Below are 22,822 nucleotides of genomic sequence, written 5' to 3' on the forward strand. Positions count from 1 at the left end.
TTTTGCTTCCGGCCGCAGCGCCCCTACCAAAGCGCCATCTTGTAGGAGCGGCCTTGTGTCGCGATGGGCTGCAAAGCAGCCCCGGCAATCTCAAAGCGACATACCAACCAGAGCAATCACTGCGCCGGCACCAGCCTGAGCGTGCTCTGCGCCGGAATCACCCCCATCTGCGCCTTCTGATACCGCCCTTGCACATACCCCTCGGCCTGGTCTGCGTAATGCCGGTCGAAGGGCACGCCACTCTGCCCTACCGGGTTGCTGGTCAGCGCCTGCCCGGCATCGGCAAAGTCGATCAGCCGCCGCGTCGAGGGGCCGTAGGTGACCGGCCATGGCGCCGGGCCGATTTTCGCCGACAGGTTGTTCGGTACTTCATGTGTACCGGGGGCGGCGAATGGCCCAACGTTGAACAGCAGGTTCAGCGGCTTTTTCACCCCCAGGGGGTGGTTGTGGGTCAAGGTATGGGCCTTGCCCCACTGCCAGCGCGACGGGTCGTCGCCCAGGGTGTCGCGCAGGTGCTTCAGGCTGTTGTGCCATGCCGTACGCACCACTTGGGTCCTGTCGGTGCGCTGGCTGCCACCCCGGGTATTCCACCAGGGCGAATCGGCATCCGCCGCCAGCCGTGGCAAGGCCGCGTCGATGGCGCGGGTACTGATCAGTACCGGGAACCAGGTATCGCCCAGTTCATCATGCAGGGCCGAGTAGGCCAGCTCGTAAAGGAACTGGTTGAACAGGGTGGCGCTGGTCGAGTCCAGCGGGTAATCGCCCGCCCAGGCGGCCAGTTGTTCCACCAGTTCCTTTTCCTCATCACCTTCGGCTATGGCGCGCAGGGTCGCCAGCAGCGGGGCCAGCGTGCGCGGGCCATAGCCGCTGGTGGTGTCCAGCTGTAGCGCCTGGCTGTTCTGGGTGTCCCACTTCACCTCAGGGTTGGCCAGCTGGCGATCGAGCTGGCGGCCACGATCGGGCAGGTTGTAGTACCCCGGTATCGGCACCGCCGCCGGTGGTTGGTAATTGGCCGAGACGATATAGCCGCGGGCCGGGTTCTCCTGCTGCGGGTTGGCGCTGAAGGGGTAGAAACCGAGCTTGTCGGCCTGGCTGCTGGCGCCGTCGAGGATGAACGCCGGGTCGACGCCGGCTGGGCGTATCGGCAACTTCGCTGCCGCCCACCAGCCGATATCACCGCGGGCGTTGGCCCAGACAAAGTTCAGCCCCGGCGCATGGACCTTGGCTGTGGCTTCGCGCATCTTGCCCAGGGAGTCGGCGCGGTTGAGCTGGTAGAAACCCTCGAGGATCGGGTTTTCGGTTTCGAGAAACGCCCACCACAGGGCTACTGGCGTGGTGCCGGCGATATTGCCCAGTACATCGTTGACGATGGGGCCATGGGGCGAGCGACGCAGGTTGAGGGTGACTGGCGCTTCACCCTTTACCGCAATCTGCTGCTGGGTGGTTTCCAGTGTGTGCCACCGGCCATCGACCATGACCTGGTTGCTGTCGGCCGGGTTGGTGCGTTCGGCGATCAGGTCGACATCATCGTTCTGGAACATGGTCAGGCTCCAGCCGAAGTCGCGGTTGTGGCCGAGCAGGGCGAACGGGTTGAGCGCCTGAAAGTAGCCGTACAGGTTGAAGCCGGGTGCCGACAGTTCGGCCTCGTACCACACCGCCGGTACTGCAAAACTGATGTGCGGGTCGCCTGCCAGCAACGGCCTGCCACTGCGTGTGCGGCTACCGGCGACGGCCCAGGCATTGCTGCCCTCGAACTGCGGAATGCCGGCATCGCCCAGTGCTTCGTGGCTGAGCCGGGCCAGGCCTTCGAGGCTGCGCCAGTCGGCCGCCGCCAGCGGTTTGCCCAGGGCCCCCTCGGGCTGCCAGCCCAGGTCGAAAATGTTCAGGTAGTCAGGGCCCAACTGGTCGCGGATGTAGGTCAGCGCCGGTTCGGTGCGAAACGCTGCGGCAAAACTGTACGCCAGGTAGCCGGCGATACTCAGGGTGTCTTCGGCGGTGAACGGGCGTGGGGTGATACCGAGCAGGTCGAACTCCACCGGCTTGGGGTGGCTGGCCTGCCAGCGGTTGACCCCGTCGAGGTAGGCTTGCAAAGCCAGGGCGGCCGGCGATTGCGGGTCCTGGCGCCTGGCCATCAGGGCGGCTTGCTCGCGTATGCGCAGGCTGCGGAACAGCGTGTCGGTGGGCAGCAGCTTGTCGCCCAGCACCTCGGCCAGTTCGCCACGTGCCAGGCGGCGCATGATCTCCATTTGAAACAGCCGGTCCTGGGCATGCACATAGCCCAGCGCACGGTACAGGTCCGCCTCGTTCTGCGCTTGCAGGTGCGGCACCCCGCGGCTGTCGTAGCGCACGCTGACCGGCGCCTGCAGGCCGGCCATCGCCACTTCGCCTTCACGCTGTGGCAGCTTGCCCTGTGCATACCAGTAACCAGCGCCAGCGGCCACGGCAACAACCACGGCCAGTAGGGTCAGGCTGCGCTTCATGCAGACTCCTTGAGCAATCTACGAAAAAAAAGGGTCCGACCTTGGGTGGATGCGCGAACGAGCACTGCCCCAGGAAGGTGTTTCCATGGCACTCAGCGAAAAACAGAAGATGCTTACCGGCCAGCTCTACCACGCTGGCTGCCCTGAATTGCAGGCCGAGCAGATCGCCAGCAAGCACTGGATGCACCGCTACAATAACAGCGTGGAACTGCTTAACGACGCCCGTCATGGCTTGCTGCGCGAGCATTTTTGCCATGTGGGCGAGGGCACCGTGATCCGCCCACCCTTCTACTGCGACTATGGCTACAACATCCGCGTCGGCCGCAACACCTTCATCAATTTCAATTGCGTGATGCTCGACGTGGTGCCGGTGTCTATCGGTGATGACTGCCAGGTCGGCCCCAATGTGCAGATCTACGCCGCCGACCACCCGCTGGACCCCGACGTGCGGCGCAGCGGGCTGGAAAGCGGGCGCCCCGTGACCATTGGCAACAATGTGTGGATCGGCGGTGCGGCGGTCATTCTGCCGGGTGTGACCATTGGCGATAACGCGGTGGTTGGTGCCGGCAGCGTGGTGACCCGGGATGTGCCGGCCGGTGCCACGGTGGTGGGTAACCCTGCACGGGTGCGTCAACCTGCCCAAGGGCAATAGCAGCCAACCGCCAGGGTATTGGAGGCACTGACCTGGCGGTCGTCGAGCAGTGCCTTGAGAATAGGTTCGATGAAGCTGTTGCTGGCATTGCAGACAGCGCCTTCGCTGTAGGGGCCGAAATAGGCCAAGTGACCTCGCCGATCCCAGATAGCCACGGCCGGCGAGGCGGGCAGGTGTTCGCTACCGGGCAGGCTGCCCAGCGGTTGCAGCCCGGTGAGGTTGGCTGGCAGCTGGCCATGGCTGCCGGGCTTTTGCAGCACGTGGAAGGCCACGCCCTGTTTGGCGAACTGGCTGACCAGGTCGCCTAGGTGTTGCTGGTTGCCGACGTTGCACGGGCAGGCCGGGTCCCAGAAGTGCACCACGCGGATCGGGCCCGGGCCGGCCAGCTCGGCGGGGAGCTGCAACTGGCTGCCGTCGAACAGCGTGGCCTGGTTGTCGAACGGGCGCAGGTAGCGGGCCTGGAAGGTGGTGTAGACCTGCCAAAGGGTGGCGGCGCAGAGCAGCAGGGCGAGGCTCATTAGGGCAGGTTTGGCGAGGCGGGTTTGCATGGATATCTGCTGGTATTTTTGTGGTGGGTTCACTGGCCCTGTCGCCCGCAAGGCAGCCCCCACAGGTTGTCAACGGCCTGAGGCCTGGTGATATCCCTATGGGAGCTGGCTTGCCGGCGATAGCGCCAGTACAGGTAATGCATGGCCGAAGCTTGCCACGATGCCGGCCAGAGCTGAATATCCCAGATCAATACTTGCTTCACTGTGGATGTACCCGATGCCCCCTGACTTTCAGCCCGACCGCCTGCGTGCCAGCCTGGCGCCGTTCACCGCGCGCCATCCGCTGTCGACTCAAGCGCAGGATTACCAGCGTTTCTATGGCCTGAACCTGTCGGCCCACAGCTGGCTGGGCGGTTTCCAGGCCGCGGGGTTCGAGTTGGCCGGGCAGGCTTGGCTACCCGAGCAGCCAAGCGCGACGCTGTTCCTGCTGCATGGCTATTACGACCACATGGGCCTCTATCGGCATGTGATCGAGTGGGCGCTCGGGCAAGGTTTTGCGGTCATCAGCTGCGACCTGCCCGGCCATGGGCTGTCCAGCGGCGAGCGGGCGAGCATCAGCGACTTCGCGGTGTACCAGCAGGTGCTGCAGGCGCTGTTCGAACAGGCGCGTTCGTTGCAGCTGCCGCGGCCATGGCATTTGTGCGGGCAGAGCACGGGTGGGGCGATCGCGGTGGACCATTTGCTGTACCAAGGTGCCCATAGCCCTGTGGATGGCCAGGTCATTCTGCTGGCGCCACTGGTGCGGCCATGTGCCTGGCGTTGGTCCAAGTTCAGCTATCGCGTGCTGCGCCATTTCGTCAATGGTATCGAGCGGCGCTTCAGTGAGAATACCAACGACCCTGCCTTCCTGCCGTTTCTCCAGGCCGACCCCCTGCAACCGCGCCGGCTGCCCACTGCCTGGGTGGGTGCCCTGATCGCCTGGGTCAAACGCATCGAGGCTGCGCCCAAAAGTACACGGCGGCCATTGATCGTACAGGGAGAGGCCGACGGCACGGTGGATTGGCCATACAACCTGGAGGTGCTGAAGGCCAAGTTCGCTGAGCCGCAGATCCTGATGCTGCCCGACGCGCGTCACCACCTGGCCAACGAGCTGCCAGGCATTCGCCAGCGCTACTTCGATTTCATCGACCAGCGCCTGGGCTGATCACCTCAGCTCGTTGCTGCTCTGGCCCACTGCCAGGCCGGCACGCACCGCGGCCAGTGCCGCCTGGTAGTAGGCCTTGCCGTCGGGCGACTCGGCAAAGGTGGCGAACTCTTCCAGCTCGGCGTCGGACAGGTCGCGGTACACGTACAGCAACGTATTGTTGAGGTCTTCGCCAATTTGCCCCATGAGCCGCTGGCGCTGACCGTCGAGCAGGCCTTGCGCCTGGCCGCCGCCCAACAGGCCGGGGATCATCGAGCTGAGGCTGTCGGCCGCCACGCCGGCGATGGCCAGGCTGACTTCGGCGCCGGCTTCGCGTGCTGGCAAGGCCTGAGCCAGGTGGCCAATGATCAGCAGGCGGTCATCGCTGGCCTGCATTTTCGGCAAGCCCTTGGCGTTTCTGGCCAGTTCATCCTTGCGCGTGGCCTTGAGCTCGGCGGCTACCACCTTGCGCCCCAGCGGCGACTGGAAGAACGCCAGGGCCGGTGCCGGGTTGGCCAGGCTGGCGCGCAGCTTTGCCTGGGCACGACGGTCTACCGCCTGGGCCTGGAAGCGCTGGTTGCTGTTGTCGACCAGCGCCTGGTACACGGCGGGCGGTAAACTGTTGCGGTAGCGCGCCTGGGCGGCGGTGAGGGCATCGTTGAAGTGGGCGCGCTGGTCGGGCCAGCCGGCAGCCTTGTACAGTTGATCCAGGTTATCTGCCCAGACAGGCGTGGTGCAGATCATCAGCAGAATCAGGGAAAACAGACGGCGCATTCAGGACTCCTGTCGGCAGGCGACCATTGTCCTTGGCCCGGCGCCGGTTTGTCGAGATATGTGCGTGTTTCTCGGCCAAGTGGCGCTGTGCGCCGCCAGGGCGAATGGATATGATGCGCGCCATGCATACTTCCCCCGAAAACCCGATGCTCGCGGCCGTCGTTGACGATCTGGCCACCCATGGCTGGTCCCAACAGGCGCTGTTTCTGCCTGTCGACCTTGCGCGCGCGTTGGCGGTCGAGTGCCGGCGCCGTTATGCCGAAGGCGAACTCAACCCGGCCGGGGTGGGGCGCGGTGATGCCCAGGAAGTACGCGAAACCATTCGCGGCGACCAGATCCAGTGGATCGACCCTGGCCAGGCCGAGGCTTGCGACCGGTACCTGGCGGCCATGGACCAGTTACGGCTGGCCATCAACCAGGGCCTGTTTCTCGGCCTGCAGGATTTCGAGTGCCATTTTGCCCTGTACCCACCCGGTGCATTTTATCGCCGGCATCTGGACCGCTTTCGTGACGATGATCGGCGCATGGTCTCGGCGGTGTTTTACCTGAACGAAGACTGGCAGCCGCAGGATGGTGGGCAGCTGCGCATGTTCCTCGCCGACGGTGCCGAGCCCCTGGTCGAGCCGCTGGCAGGTTGCCTGGTGGTGTTCCTGTCGGGTGAGGTGCCTCACGAAGTGCTGCCCGCCGGGCGTGAGCGCTTGTCGTTGACGGGCTGGTTCCGGCGGCGTGGCAATGACCCGTTCTGATTTGCCCAAGATGCTGGTCAGCGCTTGCCTGCCAAATCAATAAGCCACGTAGTGCGATGAGGGCGGCACAGACCGCACAAACCTCATTGCCCGGCCGCAGTCTCCTGCACACCCTTGAACCACTTCTGTTCGAGCTCGGCCGTGCGGCCACTGTCCTTCAACCGCTGCAGCGCATTGTTAACGGCACTTTCAAACGCCGGGTTGTCCTTCTGGAACGGGATCACCAGCTTCTTCTCGCCAAACGGCAGGCTCGCGTCAAGCGGACCGTCACTCTTGAGTGCTTCGCTCGCTGGGGTCAGCGCGACATCATACTTGCCGCTTTCCACACCTGGCAGTACCTCGTCCGCAGGCGCCTCGACAAATTCGGCACGCAGGTCCAGTTCGCGGGCCAGGTCCTGGCCAAATTCCACATCGAAACCGCTCAGCCGCTCGTCTTGCTTGAACGCATAAGGCGGGTTGTCGGCTTGTACGGCAATGCGCAGTTCGCCCCGGTCGGCGATTTCGTCGATCAGCTCCGCCTGGGCCAATGGACTGATCAGTACTGCCAGCAGTACCCCTATGGTCGAACGCATTGAAGGCCCCTTTTTCTTTTACAGGTGAATAACTTTCGTCATGGCTTTATTCCTCGCCATGATCGAACGCAGCCTAAGACCTTGGCGCCTCGGCATTGTTTAACCCTGACTCAAATTTTTCTGTCAGGCAACGTGAACACCTTGGCGCATATTTCAACTAAGGTGAACTACCGCCGCTGTTGGATGACAAGCTGCGGTCAATGAGTGAATCACAGGAGAAGTGAATGAACAGCCTATTTTCGCGTGCTGCCGTTGCCGGTTTGCTGATGGGAGCGTCGGTGTTGGCCAGTGCCGCAGACGCCCTGAAGAGCCAGGAGCCGCCCAAGGATGCCAAGGTCTTCATCGTTTCCCCCGCCGATGGTGCCACCGTCGACAAGACCTTTACCGTCAAGTTCGGCATTGAAGGCATGGGCCTGAAGCCTGCTGGTGACCAGACCCCGCACACCGGCCACCACCACTTGCTGGTGGATGTGGACAAAGAGCCCGTCGCCGACATGCCGCTGCCGACCAGCCTGATGCCAGAGGCCGGCACCGCACTGCCAGCCGGGCCGCAGGTGCTGCATTTCGGCAAGGCACAGACCGAAACCAGCATTACCCTGACCCCGGGCAAGCACACCCTGCAACTGGTGCTGGGTGACCAGTATCACGTGCCGTTCAAGCCGAGCGTCGAGTCGCAGAAGATTACTGTCGACGTGAAATAGGTGTTGGGCTTTTCGCGGGCTCGCCCGCTCCCACAGGGGGGGCCGCAAGCTTCGGGTTTGCGGTGATCCTGTGAGAGCAGGCGACGCCGCTTCCACCGGCAAAAAAAAGGGAGGCCACCAGGGCCTCCCTTTTTCATGCTGCAAGCAAACTCAGAACAGTACGCGGGAACGGATGGTGCCTTTGACCTGTTGCAGTTTTTCTTGCGCCAGGTCGGAGTACTCGGCGTCTACGTCGATTACCACGTAACCGACTTTCTCGTTGGTCTGCAGGAACTGACCGGAGATGTTGATACCGTTCTCGGCGAATACCTTGTTGATCTCGCTGAGTACGCCCGGGATGTTTTCGTGAATGTGCAGCAGGCGGTGCTTGCCTGGGTGCGCTGGCAGTGCCACCTCAGGGAAGTTGACCGAAGACACCGAAGTACCGTTATCGCTGTACTTGACCAGCTTCTCGGCCACTTCCAGGCCGATGTTGGCCTGGGCTTCGGCAGTGGAACCACCGATGTGCGGGGTGAGGATCACGTTGTCCAGGCCGCGCAGCGGGCTCTCGAACTCTTCGTCGTTGGAGCGTGGCTCGACCGGGAACACGTCGATGGCAGCGCCGATCAGGTGCTTGTCCTTGATGGCGGCGGCCAGGTGGTCCAGCTCGACCACGGTGCCACGGGCGGCGTTGATCAGGATCGCGCCCTTCTTCATCGAGCGGATTTCCTTCTCGCCGATCATCCACTGGGTGGAGGGCAGCTCAGGCACGTGCAGCGAGACGATGTCGGCCAGGCCCAGCAGTTCGTGCAGGCTGGTGACCTGTACGGCGTTGCCCAGTGGCAGCTTGGTCAGCGGGTCGTAGAAGTAGACCTGCATGCCCAGGTTTTCGGCCAGGACCGACAGCTGGGTACCGATCGAGCCGTAGCCGACGATGCCGAGTTTCTTGCCGCGAATCTCGAACGAGTTGGCTGCGCTCTTGATCCAGCCGCCACGGTGGCAGGAGGCGTTTTTCTCTGGGATGCCACGCAGCAGCAGGATCGCTTCGGCCAGTACCAGCTCGGCGACCGAGCGGGTGTTGGAGTAGGGCGCGTTGAACACGGCGATACCGCGCTCGCGGGCAGCTTCCAGGTCTACCTGGTTGGTGCCGATGCAGAAGCAGCCAACGGCGACCAGTTTCTTGGCGCAGTCGAAGATCTCTTCGGTGAGCTGGGTGCGCGAACGGATGCCAATGAAGTGGGCATCGGCGATCTTTTCCTTCAGCTCGGCTTCCGGCAACGAACCAGTGAGGTATTCGATGTTGGTGTAGCCGGCGGCCTTGAGGGTATCGACCGCGTTCTGGTGCACACCTTCAAGAAGAAGGAACCGGATCTTGCTCTTGTCGAGAGAAGTCTTGCTCATCTGCGTAAACCTGTATCCCGGAGAAAAAATGGCGAGGGGTGATGCCAGGCGCGAGGGCGGCCTTAGCATGAACAGCGGGAGCGCTATGCTAGCATACGCGACACAATCTGAGCTTATCCCGACAGGTGAAGAGTGCTCAGGGTGACTATGAATAAGTCGAGAGTTCCAGCGATGACCCACCCCGCTGCAATTGAAGAACTGATGACCCTTGTCGACCCTGGCAAGGTCCTGACCGACCCGGCATCCCTCGACGCCTATGGCAAGGACTGGACCAAGCACTATGCACCGGCGCCCAGCGCCATCGTGCTGCCCAAGACCATCGAGCAGGTGCAGGCCATTGTCCGTTGGGCCAATGCGCACAGGGTGGCGCTGGTGCCGTCGGGTGGGCGCACCGGGCTCTCCGCGGGGGCCGTGGCGGCCAATGGCGAAGTCGTGGTGGCCTTCGACAACATGAACCGGATTCTCGACTTCAATGCCTTCGACCGCACGGTGGTTTGCCAGCCCGGGGTGGTCACCCGCCAGTTGCAAAGCTACGCCGAAGCGCAGGGCCTGTATTACCCGGTAGACTTCGCCTCCAGCGGTTCCAGCCAGATAGGCGGCAACATCGGCACCAATGCCGGCGGCATCAAGGTGATCCGCTACGGCATGACCCGCAATTGGGTGGCCGGGCTGAAGGTGGTGACGGGCAAGGGCGAGTTGCTGCAGCTGAACAAGGACCTGATCAAGAACGCCACCGGTTATGACCTGCGCCAGCTGTTCATTGGCGCCGAAGGCACGCTGGGTTTCGTGGTGGAAGCCACCATGCGCCTGGACCGCGCCCCGCGCAACCTCACCGCCATGGTGCTGGGCACGCCGGACTTCGACTCGATCATGCCGGTGCTGCACGCCTTCCAGGGCGGGCTCGACCTCACGGCCTTCGAATTTTTCTCGGACAAGGGCCTGGCCAGGATCCTTGCGCGTGGTGATGTGCCGGCGCCATTCGCCACCGACTGCCCCTTTTATGCGCTGCTGGAGTTCGAGGCCAGCACCGAGGCAGTCGCCAACCAGGCACTGGCCACCTTCGAGCATTGCGTCGAGCAGGGCTGGGTACTGGACGGGGTGATGAGCCAGAGCGAAACCCAGCTGAAAAACCTGTGGAAGCTGCGTGAGTACCTGTCGGAAACCATCTCGCACTGGACCCCGTACAAGAACGATATTTCAGTCACGGTCTCGAAAGTACCGGCGTTTCTGCGCGATATCGATGCCATCGTGGCCGAGCATTACCCGGATTACGAAGTGGTGTGGTACGGCCATATCGGCGATGGCAACCTGCACCTGAACATCCTCAAGCCCGAGCACATGGACAAAGACGTGTTCTTTGCCTCGTGCGCCAAGGTCAACAAGTGGGTGTTCGAGATCGTCGAACGCTACAACGGCTCGATCTCTGCCGAGCACGGCGTAGGCATGACCAAGCGCGACTACCTGGGCTACAGCCGCTCGGCCGAAGAAATTGCCTGCATGAAGGCGATTAAGGCCGTGTTCGACCCTAACGGCATCATGAATCCGGGTAAGATCTTCGCTCCTGAATAAAAAGCAGCATGCAAAGGAGTCGGCCATGAGTTACCAGCACCAGTATGTAGACGGCACGCGCATCCACTTCCCGTTGGGCAAGGTGGTGTGCATTGGCCGTAACTATGCCGAACACGCCAAGGAACTGGACAACCCGATCCCCAGCGAACCGCTGCTGTTCATCAAGCCCGGCAGTTGCGTGGTCGCCGCGCAAGGCGGCTTCAAGATCCCGACCGAGCGCGGTTCGGTGCATTACGAGGCAGAAATCGCCGTGTTGCTGGGCAAGTCACTGTCCTCGCACCCCAGCGAGGAAGAGGTGCTGGACGCCATATCCGGCTACGCCCCGGCCCTGGACCTGACCCTGCGCGACGTGCAGGCCAAACTGAAGGAAAAAGGCCTGCCATGGGAGCTGGCCAAGAGCTTCGACGGTGCCTGCGTACTGCCGCCGTTCGTCTCGGCTGCCAGCTTCCCGGACGTGACCGACATCCCGGTACGGCTGACGGTGAACGGCGAAGTACGCCAGGACGGCAACAGCGCAATGATGCTCAACCCTATCGTGCCGATGATTCAGCACATGGCCGCGAATTTTTCGCTGCTGGCGGGGGATGTGATCCTCACCGGCACCCCGGCGGGCGTGGGGCCGTTCAATGTCGGTGACGAGCTGGTGCTGGAACTGCCGGGTGTCAGCCGCTTCGAAAGCCGGGTGCTCTGAGCCCTGTGAGAGCGGCCTTGCGTCGCGAAAGGGCCGCAGTGCGGCCCCGGCAATAGGTGCTTGACGCATGAATCCCGGGGGCGCTTCGCACCCCTTTCCGCGACACAAGGCCGCTCCCACAAAGAATGCGCGTCCAGGCAGGATTTGGCGTTTTTTTCACACCGAATGCGGATAATGCGCGCATCTACGCCCACTGCTTCAGGACCGCTGCATGCCATCACCCCCCAACGCCCCGGCAACCCCCAAGCGTCGTTTCTACCTGCGCTGGCCCTTTGGCCTGGCGGTGGCGGCGGTGATTGGCTATGGCGTGGCCATGGCGATGCACTGGGATGACCGTGGTGCGCTATGGCTGAAGGAAGGTTTTGAAAGCCGCGCCGAGCGCAGCGAAAGCGTATGGCTGCCGGATTATCAGGTAGACATCGATGCCAAGCCCCTGCCGGGCATGGACGATGACGAAGCGTCGGACGTGGCGTTCAACCCGCAGACCCGGACGCTGTTCGCGGTCATGGGCAAGAACCCGTTCCTGGTCGAACTGAGCCTGGACGGCGATGTGCTGCGCAAGATCCCGCTCAACGGCTGGAACAACCCGGAAGGCGTTGCCGTGCTGGAAGACGGTTACCTGGCCATCACCGACGAGCGCCTGCATGACCTGACCCTGGTCAAGGTGGACGGGCACACGGCGGTGCTCAACCACGCCGACTTCAAAAGCTATGACCTGGGGCAGTCGGTGAAAAGCAACAAAGGCTTCGAGGCCGTCGCCTGGGACCCGCTGCACCAGCGCCTGGTCATCGGCGAGGAGCGCCCGCCCAAGCTGTACACCTGGAACACCGATGGCCGCAGCCAGCTCAAGGGCGACAAGCAGCCGCTGCCAAGCGATCAGCTCGACTTGCGCAACCTCTCGGCGCTGGGTGTCGACCCGCGTACAGGCCACCTGTTGGTCTTGTCGGCCGACTCCAACATGCTGCTGGAGCTGGACCAGCAGGGGCAGCAGGTCAGCTTCATGACTTTGCTCGGCGGGTTCAACGGCCTGCAAGGCACCATCCCGCGGGCCGAGGGGGTGGCGATGGACGACCAGGGCAATCTGTACATGGTCAGTGAGCCGGCATTGTTCTATCGCTTCAGAAAACCCTGAGCCAACAATCCGCTTTTGCGGATGCTGGCATTAAGCTTTATTTCAGTCATTCATGGTTAGATTCGCCATCCTTGTGCCGAGTCTGCCTGTATGCGTGGTTTTGTTCGTCTATCCCTGGTAATAGCCGTTGTCTGCCTGTGCCTGCTCGGCTGGGCCGGGCATGAGTTCCGCCTTTACGAGCGCGCCTGGTTCAACTTCAAGACCTGGTGGCAGCCCGCCGAGCAGAGCATGGGCCTGGAGCGCTACCGGGTGGTGCTGGAAGCGCAGCCTATCGAAGGGTTGAACGACGATATATCGGCGCTGACCTACGACCCTGACCGCAAGACCCTGTTTACCGTCACCAACGCCCGTTCGGAGTTGATCGAGCTGTCGCTGGACGGGCGCATCCTGCGCCGCGTGCCGCTGACGGGCTTCGGCGACCCGGAGGCCGTGGAGTATGTCGGGCCAAACAGCTATGTGATTTCCGACGAGCGTCAGCAACGGCTGATCCGGGTGCGCCTGGACGACGACACGTTGTTCCTTGATGCCGGCGATGCCGAGCAGCTCAGCCTGGGCATTGGCCTGAACGGCAACAAAGGCTTCGAAGGGCTGGCCTACGACTCAGCGGGCAAGCGCTTGTTCGTGGCCAAGGAACGCGACCCGATGCTCATCTACGAGGTTCACGGCTTCCCGCATGACAACCCGGAAAGGCCCTATGCCGTGCATGTAGTACAGGACCGCAAGCGCGATTCACGGTTGTTCGTGCGGGACTTGTCGAGCTTGCAGTTCGATGAGCGCAGTGGGCACCTGCTGGCATTGTCCGACGAGTCGCGGCTGTTGCTGGAGCTGGATATCGAGGGCAGGCCGCTGAGTACCCTGTCGCTGCGCAAGGGCTACCAGGGCTTGCAGGCGACCGTACCGCAGGCGGAGGGGATTGCGATGGACGAGGCGGGAACCCTTTATCTGGTCAGTGAGCCGAACCTGTTCTATGTGTTCAAGCAGCCGGCTGACTGATCGTCTGTCAGGGCCCTTCGCGGGTAAACCCGCTCTTACAGATAGCTCGCCAGGCTCCATGCCAGTGGCGATCGCTGTAGGAGCGGGTTACCCGCGAAGCGGTTTAATTGGCCGTCAGGGTCTTCACACCTTCAGCAGTACCCAGCAACAGCAGGTCCGCCGGCCGCGCCGCGAACAGGCCGTTGGTCACCACGCCAACAATGGCGTTGATCTGTGCTTCCAGCTCCACCGGGTTGGTGATCTGCAGGTTGTACACATCGAGGATCACGTTGCCGTTGTCGGTCACCACACCCTCGCGGTACACCGGGTCGCCGCCCAGCTTGACCAGTTGGCGGGCCACGTGGCTACGGGCCATCGGGATCACCTCGACCGGCAGTGGGAAGGCGCCCAGCACCGGCACCAGCTTGCTGGCATCGGCGATGCAGATGAAGGTCTTGGCCACTGCTGCAACGATCTTCTCACGGGTCAGGGCTGCGCCGCCGCCCTTGATCAGGTTCAGGTGCGCGTCGCTTTCATCGGCGCCGTCCACGTAGAACTCCAGCTCGCTGACGCTGTTCAGTTCGTACACCGCAATACCATGCCCCTTCAGGCGCTGGGCCGTGGCCTCGGAGCTGGCGACGGCACCGTCGAAGGCGGTCTTGTGCTGAGCCAGGGCATCGATGAAGAAGTTGGCGGTCGAACCGGTACCGACGCCGACGACGCTCTTTTCATCCAGCTTGGGCAGAATGAAGTCGACAGCGGCCTGGGCGACGGCCTGTTTGAGTTGGTCCTGGGTCATGCGGGCTCCGGAAGGGGCAGGGCGGTTTCAAAGTTGCCTAGTATAACGGCTCGCACGGCTTTGCTGTGGTCGCCCGACGTAGCGCTGGGGTAGACTTCCAGCCCTTGTCCCGCTGCCCAGTGATGCTTTCCCGATGCTCGAACAGTACGTCAAGAAGATCCTCACCTCGCGCGTCTATGACGTTGCCGTCGAAACCCCGTTGCAGAGCGCCGGGCAACTGAGCAAGCGCCTGGGCAACCAGATTCTGCTCAAGCGCGAAGACCTGCAGCCGGTGTTCTCGTTCAAGATCCGCGGGGCGTACAACAAGCTGGCCCAGCTGACCCCGGAAGAACTGGCCCGCGGCGTGGTCACCGCCTCGGCCGGCAACCACGCCCAGGGTCTGGCCCTGGCCGCGCGGGAAATGGGCATCAAGGCCACCATCGTGATGCCCAAGACCACCCCGGAGATCAAGGTCGAAGGCGTGCGCTCGCGTGGCGGCAAGGTGGTGCTGCATGGCGACTCGTTCCCCGAGGCGCTGGCTTATTCGCTGAAGCTGGTCGATGAAAAGGGCCTGGTCTATGTCCACCCTTACGATGACCCGCACACCATCGCCGGGCAGGGCACCGTGGCCATGGAAATCCTGCGCCAGCACCCTGGCCAGCTGGACGCGATCTTCGTGCCGGTGGGCGGCGGTGGCCTGATCGCCGGTATTGCCGCCTACGTGAAGTACCTGCGTCCGGATATCAAGGTCATTGGTGTTGAGCCGGATGACTCCAACTGCCTGCAGGCGGCCATGGCCGCGGGTGAGCGCGTGGTGCTGCCGCAGGTCGGGCTGTTCGCCGACGGCGTGGCGGTGGCGCAGATCGGCCAGCACACCTTCGATATCTGCCGCCACCATGTGGATGAAGTGGTCACGGTCAGCACCGATGAAATCTGTGCCGCAATCAAGGATATCTACGACGATACCCGCTCGATCACCGAGCCTGCCGGCGCGTTGGGTGTGGCGGGCATCAAGCGTTACGTCGAACTGTACGGCGTGACCGGCCAGACCCTGGTGGCAATCGACTCCGGCGCCAATGTCAATTTCGACCGCTTGCGCCATGTGGCCGAGCGTGCCGAACTGGGTGAAAAGCGCGAGGCGATCATCGCCGTTACCATTCCTGAACGCCCGGGCAGCTTCAAGGCGTTCTGCCAGGCGATTGGCAAACGCCAGATCACCGAGTTCAACTACCGCAAGCACACCTCGGACGAGGCGCATATCTTCGTGGGCGTGCAGACCCACCCGGAAAACGACCCGCGCGCAGCCTTGGTGCAGCATTTGGGCGAGCAGGGCTTCCCGGTAACGGACCTGACCGACAACGAGCTGGCCAAGTTGCACATTCGTCATATGGTCGGCGGCCACTCGGCTGGCGCCAGCGATGAAATGGTGCTGCGCTTCGAGTTCCCGGAACGGCCGGGGGCGCTGTTCAATTTCCTCGACAAGCTGGGTGGGCGCTGGAATATCTCGATGTTCCACTACCGTAACCACGGCGCGGCAGACGGGCGTGTGGTGGCGGGCCTGCAGGTGCCGGAAGACGAGCGCCACCTGGTGCCAGCGGCACTGGCCAAGATTGGTTACCCCTACTGGGACGAAACCGAGAACCCGGCTTACAAGCTGTTCCTGGGCTGAGCAGCTAAGCTGGGCCTAAGGCCTGCTCAAGGACAACGCACACATGGAACATCTGACCACCCTGAAAACACTGCACATCATCGCCACTGCACTCCTGCTGCTGGGTGCCCTGGGCCTGGCGGTGTGGACCGTGCGCGCCCGCCGCCAGGGCGATGCGCAGGCCTATGCCAAGCTGCTGCGCCGGCCGCTGGTGTTCGTGTGGCTGGTAATGGTGCTGTGCCTGGTAAGCATGCCCTTCACCGGCTGGTGGCTGGTGCACCTGGTCGGCTGGCCGCTGGGGCAGACCTGGGTGCTGGCGTCCAGCGTCATCTATACGCTTGGTGCGTTTGCCATGTGGTCGCTGCTGGTGCGGCTTAACAGGCTGCGCAAGGCCGAGCCGGTAGGGTTGCGCTTCACCTTGGCGCTGGCGGTGTTCAGTGGCGTCTGCCTGCTGTCCATCGCCGGGCTGATGGGCGCCAAGCCAGTCTGACGCAGCAGCGGCCAACGCTTGCCAGCATCACCTTGCCTTCACCGAACAAGGAGTTTTCACGCCGCGGCACATAAGCGTGGCGGGCGCGTTGCTGCGCTCGCAAGCTTTGTGGAACAATGCGGTGACATGCGTTTGCGAGGTTGCTGCCGTGATCGACCCGGATGGTTTTCGCCCCAATGTCGGGATCATTCTCACGAATGATGCCGGGCAGGTGCTATGGGCTCGACGGATCAACCAGGATGCCTGGCAATTTCCCCAGGGTGGAATCAACCCTGACGAAACGCCGGAAGATGCCCTGTACCGCGAGCTGAACGAAGAAGTTGGCCTTGAACGCGATGATGTGGAAATTCTTGCCTGCACCCGTGGCTGGTTGCGTTATCGTTTACCGCAGCGCCTGGTGCGGACCCACAGCCAGCCGCTGTGCATCGGCCAGAAGCAGAAGTGGTTCCTGCTGCGCCTGGTCAGCAACGAACAACGGGTAAGAATGGACCTCACCGGCAAGCCGGAGTTCGACGGCTGGCGTTGGGTGAGCTATTGGTACCCGCTGGGCCAGGTTGTGACATTCAAGCGCGAGGTATACCGGCGCGCCCTGAAAGAGCTAGCACCGCGTCTTCTGACGCGCGACTGACGACGGAGTTCGACCCCGAGCCATGCTCAATACGCTGCGCAAGATCGTCCAGGAAGTAAACTCCGCCAAAGATCTCAAGTCGGCGTTGGGGATCATTGTCTTGCGCGTCAAGGAGGCCATGGGCAGCCAGGTCTGCTCGGTGTACCTGCTTGATCCGGAAACCAATCGCTTCGTGCTGATGGCCACCGAAGGCCTGAACAAACGCTCCATCGGCAAGGTCAGCATGGCGCCCAACGAAGGTCTGGTCGGCCTGGTCGGTACCCGCGAAGAGCCGCTGAACCTGGAAAACGCCGCCGACCACCCGCGTTACCGCTACTTTGCCGAAACTGGCGAAGAGCGATTCGCCTCGTTCCTGGGTGCACCGATCATTCACCACCGCCGCGTGGTCGGGGTGCTGGTCATCCAGCAGAAGGAGCGCCGCCAGTTCGACGAGGGCGAAGAAGCGTTCCTGGTCACCATGAGCGCCCAGCTTGCCGGGGTTATCGCCCACGCCGAGGCCACCGGCTCGATCCGTGGCCTGGGCCGGCAGGGCAAGGGCATCCAGGAAGCGCGTTTCGTCGGCGTGCCTGGCTCGCCAGGCGCTGCCGTAGGGCGTGCCGTGGTCATGTTGCCGCCTGCCGACCTCGAAGTGGTGCCCGACAAGGCCGTCGATGACATCGACGCCGAGCTCAAGCTGTTCGAAAACGCCCTTGAAGGCGTGCGCGAAGACATGCGCAAGCTGTCGGCCAAACTGGCGACGCAGCTGCGCCCGGAAGAGCGCGCTCTTTTCGATGTGTACCTGATGATGCTCGAAGACGCAGCGCTGGGCGGCGAGGTGACCGCGGTCATCAAGACCGGCCAGTGGGCCCAGGGCGCCCTGCGCCAGGTGGTCGGCGAGCACGTCAACCGTTTCGAGCTGATGGACGACGACTACCTGCGCGAGCGTGCCTCCGACGTGAAGGATCTGGGCCGGCGTTTGCTGGCCTACCTGCAAGAGGCCCGCTCGCAGTCGCTGGTCTACGCCGACAACACCATCCTGGTCAGTGAAGAGCTGACCCCGGCAATGCTCGGCGAAGTGCCGGAAGGCAAGCTGGTCGGCCTGGTGTCGGTACTGGGGTCGGGCAACTCCCACGTTGCCATCCTGGCCCGTGCCATGGGTATCCCCACGGTAATGGGCCTGGTCGACCTGCCTTACTCCAAGGTCGACGGCATCGAGCTGATCGTCGACGGTTACAAGGGCGAGGTGTTCACCAACCCGAGCGAAGTGCTGCGCAAGCAATACAGCGACGTGGTCGAGGAAGAGCGCCAGTTGGCCCAGGGCCTGGATGCCCTGCGCGAGCTGCCCTGCATCACCCCCGACGGCCACCGCATGCCGTTGTGGGTCAATACCGGCCTGCTGGCCGATGTGGCCCGGGCCCAGCAACGCGGTGCCGAAGGGGTGGGCCTGTACCGCACCGAAGTGCCGTTCATGATCAACCAGCGCTTCCCCAGCGAAAAAGAGCAGCTGGCCATCTACCGTGAGCAGTTGGCGGCCTTCCACCCACTGCCGGTGACCATGCGCACCCTAGACATTGGTGGCGACAAGGCGCTGTCCTATTTCCCGATCAAAGAAGACAACCCGTTCCTCGGCTGGCGCGGCATCCGTGTGACCCTCGACCACCCGGAAATCTTCCTGGTGCAGACCCGCGCCATGCTCAAAGCCAGCGAGGGCCTGAACAACCTGCGCATCCTGCTGCCGATGATTTCCGGTATTCACGAGCTGGAAGAGGCGCTGCACCTGATTCACCGGGCCTGGGGCGAGGTGCGCGACGAAGGCACCGACGTGCCGATGCCGCCGGTTGGCGTCATGGTGGAGATCCCTGCGGCGGTGTACCAGACCAAGGAGTTGGCGCGGCAGGTGGATTTCCTGTCGGTCGGTTCCAACGACCTTACCCAGTACCTGCTGGCCGTGGACCGCAACAACCCACGGGTCGCCGACCTGTACGACTACTTGCACCCGGCGGTGCTGCAGGCGCTGAACACCGTGGTGCGTGATGCCCATGGCGAGGGCAAGCCGGTCAGCATCTGCGGCGAGATGGCGGGTGACCCCGCGGCAGCGATCCTGTTGATGGCGATGGGCTTCGACAGCCTGTCGATGAACGCCACCAACCTGCCCAAGGTGAAGTGGATGCTGCGCCAGGTGAACATGGGCAAGGCCAAGGAGCTGCTGGTCGAAGCCTTGAGCCACGACAACCCGCAGGTTATCCACAGCTCGTTGCAGCTGGCGCTGAAAAACCTGGGGCTGGCGCGGATGATCGGGCCTGGAGCCAATAAAACCCTGTAAGGGGGGGTGCCTGTTCGGGCCTCTTCGCGGGCACGCCCGCTCCCACGAAGGCGCTGTTCAGACCGACAGCTCAACCTCCCCCAGGTGCCCTCCAAACGGCCCGAAACTGCGCTCGATCAGGCGCCTTCTGCCCTGATCATCCACAATCAGCACAGTACTCGCGCGTGTCCCATAACTCTGGCTGGCAATAAACACACTCGACAGCAGCTTCTCGGTCGCCATGCCCACGCCTGTGTCCGGTAGCTCCCCGTCAGCTGCAGGCTCGCCATCGGCCAGCAGCGCCAGCAACTGTGGCGGCTCCGGCGTTTCCAGCAACCTCTGCAGCCCGCTTCGCGCCTTCACCAGCTTTGGCCATGGGGTATCCAGCCCGGCATTGGACAGCCCATACACCCCGGCTTCCAGCAGGCGCGGCGCCACGTCTGGGCCATGCAGGTAACCCAGCTGGCGCCCATCACCCACCAGCAGGTTGAACCCCGAATACTGCCCGCTACGGCTGGCCACCTCGTCCAGGTAAGCCTCAACCCCCAGCTCACCCCGTAAATACCCCGCCACCAGCTCGCCGCGCGAGCGGGGCCCCTGCGCCTGCCGCGGGTCACGGATATTGGTCAGCGCTGCAAAGCGCCCCTGTGGGCCCACACCCAGCCAGGTGCCACCGGCCTCCAGGTCCCGCCCGGCATGCACCCCGGGCGCATCCTCCCAGGCCGCCAGGGCCTGGGCAGGGCGGGCGTAGAATTCGTCGCGGTTGGCCGCGACGATCAGCGGCAGGGCGTGCCCCGGCCGCCAGGCGAATACGATCAGGCACATCGGTCAGGCCTCTGTGTTTTCTGCCACTGTACCCACAGCTGCGGGCAGGATCCATCCTGACACAGACTTCACTAGAGCCTCGAACCCGGCTTCCGTTACCATGCCGGATTGATTTCTCGGGGATGCCGAATGGAATTCGTGCTCTATCTGCTGTTGGGCGCCTGTGCCGGCGTGCTGGCGGGGCTGTTCGGCGTGGGCGGCGGCATCATCATCGTGCCGGTGCTGGTGTTCAGCTTCACCCTGCAGGGTTTCGACGCCTCGGTACTGACCCACCTGGCGGTGGGTACGTCGTTGGCGACCATCGTGTTCACCTCGATCAATGCCGTGCTCGAACACCACCGCAAGGGTGCGGTGCAATGGCCGATATTCGCCTGGATGACCCTGGGCATCCTCCTGGGGGCCGGGGTCGGCGCCAAGACCGCCTCGCTGATCCAGGGCCCGCTCCTGCAAAAGATCATTGGTGTCTTCGCACTGGTCATCGCTGCGCAAATGGCCCTGGACCTCAAGCCCAAGGCCAGCCATGGTGTGCCTGGCAAGCCTGTGCTGGTCGGCGCGGGTGGGGTGATCGGTTGGGCCTCGGCCATTTTCGGCATTGGGGGTGGCTCGCTGACCGTGCCTTTCCTGACCTCGCGCAGCCTGCCCATGCAACAGGCAGTGGCCACATCCTCTGCCTGCGGCCTGCCGATCGCCATGGCCAGTGCCTTGAGCTTCATGCTGCTAGGTTGGCATGAGCAGCACCTGCCGCCCCACAGCCTGGGTTACGTGTACCTGCCGGCGCTGGTCGGCATTGCCGTGACCAGCATGTTTTTCGCGCGCTTTGGCGCGCGCCTGGCGCACAAGCTGTCGCCGCGCCTGTTGAAACGCCTGTTCGCAGCCCTGCTGTTCTGTGTTGGCCTCAGCTTTTTGATTTGAATCGAGAGGAAGTTCCATGCTGCCTTACCCGCAGATAGACCCCGTGGCCGTGGCCATTGGCCCGCTGAAAATTCACTGGTACGGCCTGATGTACCTGATCGGCATCGGTGGCGCCTGGTTGCTGGCCTCCCGTCGGCTGAACCGTTTCGACCCGACCTGGACCCGTGAAAAGCTCTCCGACCTGGTGTTCTGGCTGTCGATGGGGGTAATCGTCGGTGGCCGCCTGGGCTACGTGCTGTTCTACGACCTGCACGCCTACCTGGCCAACCCGACCTTGATCTTCGAAGTGTGGAAGGGTGGCATGTCGTTCCACGGCGGCTTCATTGGGGTGATGCTGGCAGCCCTGTGGTTCGGCAAGCGCAACAACAAGTCGTTCTTCGAGCTGATGGACTTTGTCGCGCCGCTGGTGCCGATCGGGCTGGGCGCCGGGCGTATCGGCAACTTCATCAACGCCGAATTGTGGGGCAAGCCGACCGACGTGCCGTGGGCGATGATCTTCCCGCCCTTCAGCGACCCCGCGCAACTGCCGCGCCACCCGTCGCAGCTCTACCAATTTGCGCTGGAAGGCGTGGCTCTGTTCGTGATCCTCTGGCTGTTCTCGCGCAAGCCGCGGCCGACCATGGCCGTGTCCGGGATGTTCGCGCTGTTCTATGGCATTTTCCGTTTCATCGTCGAGTTCGTTCGCGTACCGGACGCCCAGCTGGGCTATCTGGCGTGGGGCTGGCTGACCATGGGTCAGATTCTCTGCGTGCCGATGATCCTCGCTGGCCTCGGCCTGATCTGGTGGGCTTATAATCGCAAGCCCACGGCGAATCCCGCCTGATTAATCCCACGGCAGGGGCGATCCCCCTGCCGTATCTGCTACAGGTAAGCCATGAAACAGTATCTGGACCTGGTCCGCGACGTTATCGAAAACGGCACGCTGCAGGGCAACCGCACCGGCATCCGCACCATCAGCCTGCCGGGTGCGATGCTGCGTTTCGACCTGCAGAAGGGCTTCCCGGCCATTACCACGCGCAAGCTGGCGTTCAAGTCGGCGATCGGCGAGATGGTCGGCTTCCTGCGCGGCGTGAAGAACGCCGGTGAGTTCCGCGAGCTGGGCTGCAAGGTGTGGGACCAGAATGCCAACGAAAACGCCCAGTGGTTGGCCAACCCGTTCCGCCAGGGCCATGATGACCTGGGTGAAATCTATGGCGTGCAATGGCGCCAGTGGCCTGGCTACAAGCGCATCCCGCTGGGCAACCCCGCCGCTATCGCCATGGCCGAGCAGGCGGGCTTCCGCCGTATTGCCCAGGACGAGGAAGACGGTGTCGCCTTCGTCATCCTGTACAAGGCTATCGATCAGGTGCGCCAGTGCCTGGACACCATCGCCAACGACCCGGGCAGCCGGCGCATCCTGTTCCACGGCTGGAACTGCGCGCAGCTCGACGAGATGGCGCTGCCGCCGTGCCACCTGCTGTACCAGTTCCATCCGAATGTCGAGACCAGGGAAATTTCCCTGACGCTTTACATCCGTTCCAACGACTTGGGCCTGGGGACACCGTTCAACCTTACCGAAGGTGCGGCGCTGCTGGCCCTGTTCGGCCGCCTGACCGGGTACACCCCGCGCTGGTTTACCTACTTTATCGGCGATGCCCACGTGTATGAAAACCACCTGGACATGCTCAACGAGCAGCTCAAGCGCGAGCCGCTGGAAGCGCCGAAGCTGGTGATCAGTGACCGGGTGCCGGCGTTTGCCGAAACGGGCAAGTACGAGCCCGAGTGGCTGGAGAAGATCGAGCCGAGTGATTTCTGGCTGGAAGGCTATGAGCACCATGCGCCGATGACGGCACCGATGGCGGTGTAGGTACCTGGATGGCCGGGGCGCTTTGCGCCCCTTTCGCGACACAAGGCCGCTCCTACATCTGTAGCGTGAGCTTG

At 63.2% G+C, this 22,822-nt stretch carries 22 protein-coding genes; 15 read left to right on the plus strand and 7 right to left on the minus strand.

Going from position 1 to position 22,822, the window contains the following annotated elements; translation table 11 throughout:
* Positions 1–116: 116 nt before the first annotated feature.
* Positions 117–2,480 carry a penicillin acylase family protein gene (locus B3361_RS22140; RefSeq protein WP_054905154.1) on the minus strand — a complete coding sequence of 788 codons (2,364 nt, stop codon included), beginning with the start codon at positions 2,478–2,480 and terminating at the stop codon, positions 117–119.
* An 85-nt stretch (positions 2,481–2,565) separates the two neighbouring features.
* Between B3361_RS22140 and B3361_RS22145 the strand changes: the two genes are divergently transcribed.
* Positions 2,566–3,132 (plus strand): sugar O-acetyltransferase, encoded by a 567-nt coding sequence (locus B3361_RS22145; protein ID WP_054905153.1) that lies wholly within the window; start codon positions 2,566–2,568, stop codon positions 3,130–3,132.
* On the opposite strand, the gene B3361_RS22150 is transcribed toward B3361_RS22145, so the two are convergent.
* Positions 3,111–3,680, minus strand: coding sequence for a DUF6436 domain-containing protein (locus B3361_RS22150; protein WP_054905152.1), 570 nt, complete (start codon positions 3,678–3,680; stop codon positions 3,111–3,113). The genes B3361_RS22145 and B3361_RS22150 overlap by 22 nt on opposite strands.
* 217 nt (positions 3,681–3,897) lie before the next feature.
* Here B3361_RS22150 and B3361_RS22155 point away from each other — a divergent pair, with 217 nt between their 5' ends.
* Positions 3,898–4,824, plus strand: coding sequence for an alpha/beta hydrolase (locus B3361_RS22155; RefSeq protein ID WP_286920362.1), 927 nt, complete (start codon positions 3,898–3,900; stop codon positions 4,822–4,824).
* Here B3361_RS22155 and B3361_RS22160 read toward each other — a convergent pair whose 3' ends face one another.
* Positions 4,825–5,577: a DUF2059 domain-containing protein gene (locus B3361_RS22160; RefSeq protein WP_054905150.1), complete on the minus strand. Its 753-nt coding sequence runs from the start codon at positions 5,575–5,577 to the stop codon at positions 4,825–4,827. It abuts the gene before it with no gap.
* Between the two features lie 113 nt (positions 5,578–5,690).
* Between B3361_RS22160 and B3361_RS22165 the strand changes: the two genes are divergently transcribed.
* A complete protein-coding gene (locus B3361_RS22165; protein WP_054905165.1) occupies positions 5,691–6,323 on the plus strand; it encodes a 2OG-Fe(II) oxygenase in 633 nt (210 codons plus the stop codon).
* A gap of 83 nt (positions 6,324–6,406) precedes the next feature.
* On the opposite strand, the gene B3361_RS22170 is transcribed toward B3361_RS22165, so the two are convergent.
* Positions 6,407–6,895 carry a transporter substrate-binding domain-containing protein gene (locus B3361_RS22170; RefSeq protein ID WP_009683689.1) on the minus strand — a complete coding sequence of 163 codons (489 nt, stop codon included), beginning with the start codon at positions 6,893–6,895 and terminating at the stop codon, positions 6,407–6,409.
* A 224-nt stretch (positions 6,896–7,119) separates the two neighbouring features.
* Here B3361_RS22170 and B3361_RS22175 point away from each other — a divergent pair, with 224 nt between their 5' ends.
* Entirely contained in the window at positions 7,120–7,596 is a 477-nt protein-coding gene (locus tag B3361_RS22175) for a DUF4399 domain-containing protein (RefSeq protein WP_054905149.1), read from the plus strand.
* Positions 7,597–7,746: 150 nt separating this feature from the next.
* On the opposite strand, the gene serA is transcribed toward B3361_RS22175, so the two are convergent.
* Positions 7,747–8,976, minus strand: a complete 1,230-nt coding sequence (gene serA, locus B3361_RS22180; RefSeq protein ID WP_009683687.1) for a phosphoglycerate dehydrogenase — start codon at positions 8,974–8,976, stop codon at positions 7,747–7,749.
* A 171-nt stretch (positions 8,977–9,147) separates the two neighbouring features.
* On the opposite strand from serA, the gene B3361_RS22185 reads away from it, so the two are divergent.
* From B3361_RS22185 to B3361_RS22200, 4 genes are all read left to right on the plus strand, one after another.
* On the plus strand, positions 9,148–10,545 hold the full coding sequence (locus B3361_RS22185) for an FAD-binding oxidoreductase (RefSeq protein WP_054905148.1): 1,398 nt from the start codon (positions 9,148–9,150) through the stop codon (positions 10,543–10,545).
* Positions 10,546–10,570: 25 nt separating this feature from the next.
* On the plus strand, positions 10,571–11,236 hold the full coding sequence (locus tag B3361_RS22190) for a fumarylacetoacetate hydrolase family protein (RefSeq protein WP_054905147.1): 666 nt from the start codon (positions 10,571–10,573) through the stop codon (positions 11,234–11,236).
* A gap of 211 nt (positions 11,237–11,447) precedes the next feature.
* Positions 11,448–12,368, plus strand: coding sequence for an SdiA-regulated domain-containing protein (locus B3361_RS22195; RefSeq protein ID WP_029887617.1), 921 nt, complete (start codon positions 11,448–11,450; stop codon positions 12,366–12,368).
* A 90-nt stretch (positions 12,369–12,458) separates the two neighbouring features.
* Positions 12,459–13,361 carry an SdiA-regulated domain-containing protein gene (locus B3361_RS22200; RefSeq protein ID WP_054905146.1) on the plus strand — a complete coding sequence of 301 codons (903 nt, stop codon included), beginning with the start codon at positions 12,459–12,461 and terminating at the stop codon, positions 13,359–13,361.
* A gap of 103 nt (positions 13,362–13,464) precedes the next feature.
* Here the strand turns inward: B3361_RS22200 and rpiA are convergent, their stop codons facing one another.
* Positions 13,465–14,139, minus strand: coding sequence for a ribose-5-phosphate isomerase RpiA (rpiA, locus tag B3361_RS22205; protein ID WP_047150262.1), 675 nt, complete (start codon positions 14,137–14,139; stop codon positions 13,465–13,467).
* Between the two features lie 133 nt (positions 14,140–14,272).
* Between rpiA and ilvA the strand changes: the two genes are divergently transcribed.
* The 4 genes from ilvA (at position 14,273) to ptsP (ending at position 19,186) form a co-directional block, all read left to right on the plus strand.
* Positions 14,273–15,787 carry a threonine ammonia-lyase, biosynthetic gene (ilvA, locus tag B3361_RS22210; RefSeq protein ID WP_054905145.1) on the plus strand — a complete coding sequence of 505 codons (1,515 nt, stop codon included), beginning with the start codon at positions 14,273–14,275 and terminating at the stop codon, positions 15,785–15,787.
* 43 nt (positions 15,788–15,830) lie between these two features.
* Positions 15,831–16,256: a DUF2269 domain-containing protein gene (locus B3361_RS22215; protein WP_054905144.1), complete on the plus strand. Its 426-nt coding sequence runs from the start codon at positions 15,831–15,833 to the stop codon at positions 16,254–16,256.
* A gap of 148 nt (positions 16,257–16,404) precedes the next feature.
* A complete protein-coding gene (locus B3361_RS22220; RefSeq protein WP_003249017.1) occupies positions 16,405–16,884 on the plus strand; it encodes an RNA pyrophosphohydrolase in 480 nt (159 codons plus the stop codon).
* Positions 16,885–16,906: 22 nt separating this feature from the next.
* Entirely contained in the window at positions 16,907–19,186 is a 2,280-nt protein-coding gene (gene ptsP, locus B3361_RS22225; RefSeq protein ID WP_009685081.1) for a phosphoenolpyruvate--protein phosphotransferase, read from the plus strand.
* Between the two features lie 57 nt (positions 19,187–19,243).
* Here ptsP and B3361_RS22230 read toward each other — a convergent pair whose 3' ends face one another.
* Positions 19,244–19,990, minus strand: a complete 747-nt coding sequence (locus tag B3361_RS22230; protein ID WP_054882075.1) for an NRDE family protein — start codon at positions 19,988–19,990, stop codon at positions 19,244–19,246.
* A 129-nt stretch (positions 19,991–20,119) separates the two neighbouring features.
* Here B3361_RS22230 and B3361_RS22235 point away from each other — a divergent pair, with 129 nt between their 5' ends.
* From B3361_RS22235 to B3361_RS22245, 3 genes are read left to right on the plus strand one after another with little or no spacing between them, the layout of a single operon-like run.
* Positions 20,120–20,902, plus strand: coding sequence for a sulfite exporter TauE/SafE family protein (locus B3361_RS22235; protein ID WP_054882076.1), 783 nt, complete (start codon positions 20,120–20,122; stop codon positions 20,900–20,902).
* 16 nt (positions 20,903–20,918) lie between these two features.
* Entirely contained in the window at positions 20,919–21,725 is an 807-nt protein-coding gene (lgt, locus tag B3361_RS22240) for a prolipoprotein diacylglyceryl transferase (RefSeq protein WP_009685084.1), read from the plus strand.
* Positions 21,726–21,776: 51 nt separating this feature from the next.
* Entirely contained in the window at positions 21,777–22,748 is a 972-nt protein-coding gene (locus B3361_RS22245) for a thymidylate synthase (RefSeq protein WP_029887260.1), read from the plus strand.
* Positions 22,749–22,822: the final 74 nt, after the last annotated feature.

The organism is Pseudomonas sp. UBA6699, from assembly GCF_002454615.1.
In the GTDB taxonomy this organism is placed as follows: Bacteria; Pseudomonadota; Gammaproteobacteria; order Pseudomonadales; family Pseudomonadaceae; genus Aquipseudomonas; species Aquipseudomonas juntendi.

What these genes read in the sequence shown, in the direction of transcription:
- B3361_RS22190 (WP_054905147.1), top strand. Translation starts at nt 10,571, where the DNA reads ATGAGTTACCAGCACCAGTATGTAGACGGCACGCGCATCCACTTCCCG.
- B3361_RS22140 (WP_054905154.1), bottom strand. Translation starts at nt 2,480, where the DNA reads ATGAAGCGCAGCCTGACCCTACTGGCCGTGGTTGTTGCCGTGGCCGCT.
- B3361_RS22195 (WP_029887617.1), top strand. Translation starts at nt 11,448, where the DNA reads ATGCCATCACCCCCCAACGCCCCGGCAACCCCCAAGCGTCGTTTCTAC.
- B3361_RS22185 (WP_054905148.1), top strand. Translation starts at nt 9,148, where the DNA reads ATGACCCACCCCGCTGCAATTGAAGAACTGATGACCCTTGTCGACCCT.
- B3361_RS22165 (WP_054905165.1), top strand. Translation starts at nt 5,691, where the DNA reads ATGCGCGCCATGCATACTTCCCCCGAAAACCCGATGCTCGCGGCCGTC.
- ilvA (WP_054905145.1), top strand. Translation starts at nt 14,273, where the DNA reads ATGCTCGAACAGTACGTCAAGAAGATCCTCACCTCGCGCGTCTATGAC.
- B3361_RS22215 (WP_054905144.1), top strand. Translation starts at nt 15,831, where the DNA reads ATGGAACATCTGACCACCCTGAAAACACTGCACATCATCGCCACTGCA.
- B3361_RS22175 (WP_054905149.1), top strand. Translation starts at nt 7,120, where the DNA reads ATGAACAGCCTATTTTCGCGTGCTGCCGTTGCCGGTTTGCTGATGGGA.
- lgt (WP_009685084.1), top strand. Translation starts at nt 20,919, where the DNA reads ATGCTGCCTTACCCGCAGATAGACCCCGTGGCCGTGGCCATTGGCCCG.
- B3361_RS22170 (WP_009683689.1), bottom strand. Translation starts at nt 6,895, where the DNA reads ATGCGTTCGACCATAGGGGTACTGCTGGCAGTACTGATCAGTCCATTG.
- rpiA (WP_047150262.1), bottom strand. Translation starts at nt 14,139, where the DNA reads ATGACCCAGGACCAACTCAAACAGGCCGTCGCCCAGGCCGCTGTCGAC.
- ptsP (WP_009685081.1), top strand. Translation starts at nt 16,907, where the DNA reads ATGCTCAATACGCTGCGCAAGATCGTCCAGGAAGTAAACTCCGCCAAA.
- B3361_RS22230 (WP_054882075.1), bottom strand. Translation starts at nt 19,990, where the DNA reads ATGTGCCTGATCGTATTCGCCTGGCGGCCGGGGCACGCCCTGCCGCTG.
- B3361_RS22155 (WP_286920362.1), top strand. Translation starts at nt 3,898, where the DNA reads ATGCCCCCTGACTTTCAGCCCGACCGCCTGCGTGCCAGCCTGGCGCCG.
- serA (WP_009683687.1), bottom strand. Translation starts at nt 8,976, where the DNA reads ATGAGCAAGACTTCTCTCGACAAGAGCAAGATCCGGTTCCTTCTTCTT.
- B3361_RS22235 (WP_054882076.1), top strand. Translation starts at nt 20,120, where the DNA reads ATGGAATTCGTGCTCTATCTGCTGTTGGGCGCCTGTGCCGGCGTGCTG.
- B3361_RS22245 (WP_029887260.1), top strand. Translation starts at nt 21,777, where the DNA reads ATGAAACAGTATCTGGACCTGGTCCGCGACGTTATCGAAAACGGCACG.
- B3361_RS22145 (WP_054905153.1), top strand. Translation starts at nt 2,566, where the DNA reads ATGGCACTCAGCGAAAAACAGAAGATGCTTACCGGCCAGCTCTACCAC.
- B3361_RS22200 (WP_054905146.1), top strand. Translation starts at nt 12,459, where the DNA reads ATGCGTGGTTTTGTTCGTCTATCCCTGGTAATAGCCGTTGTCTGCCTG.
- B3361_RS22160 (WP_054905150.1), bottom strand. Translation starts at nt 5,577, where the DNA reads ATGCGCCGTCTGTTTTCCCTGATTCTGCTGATGATCTGCACCACGCCT.
- B3361_RS22150 (WP_054905152.1), bottom strand. Translation starts at nt 3,680, where the DNA reads ATGCAAACCCGCCTCGCCAAACCTGCCCTAATGAGCCTCGCCCTGCTG.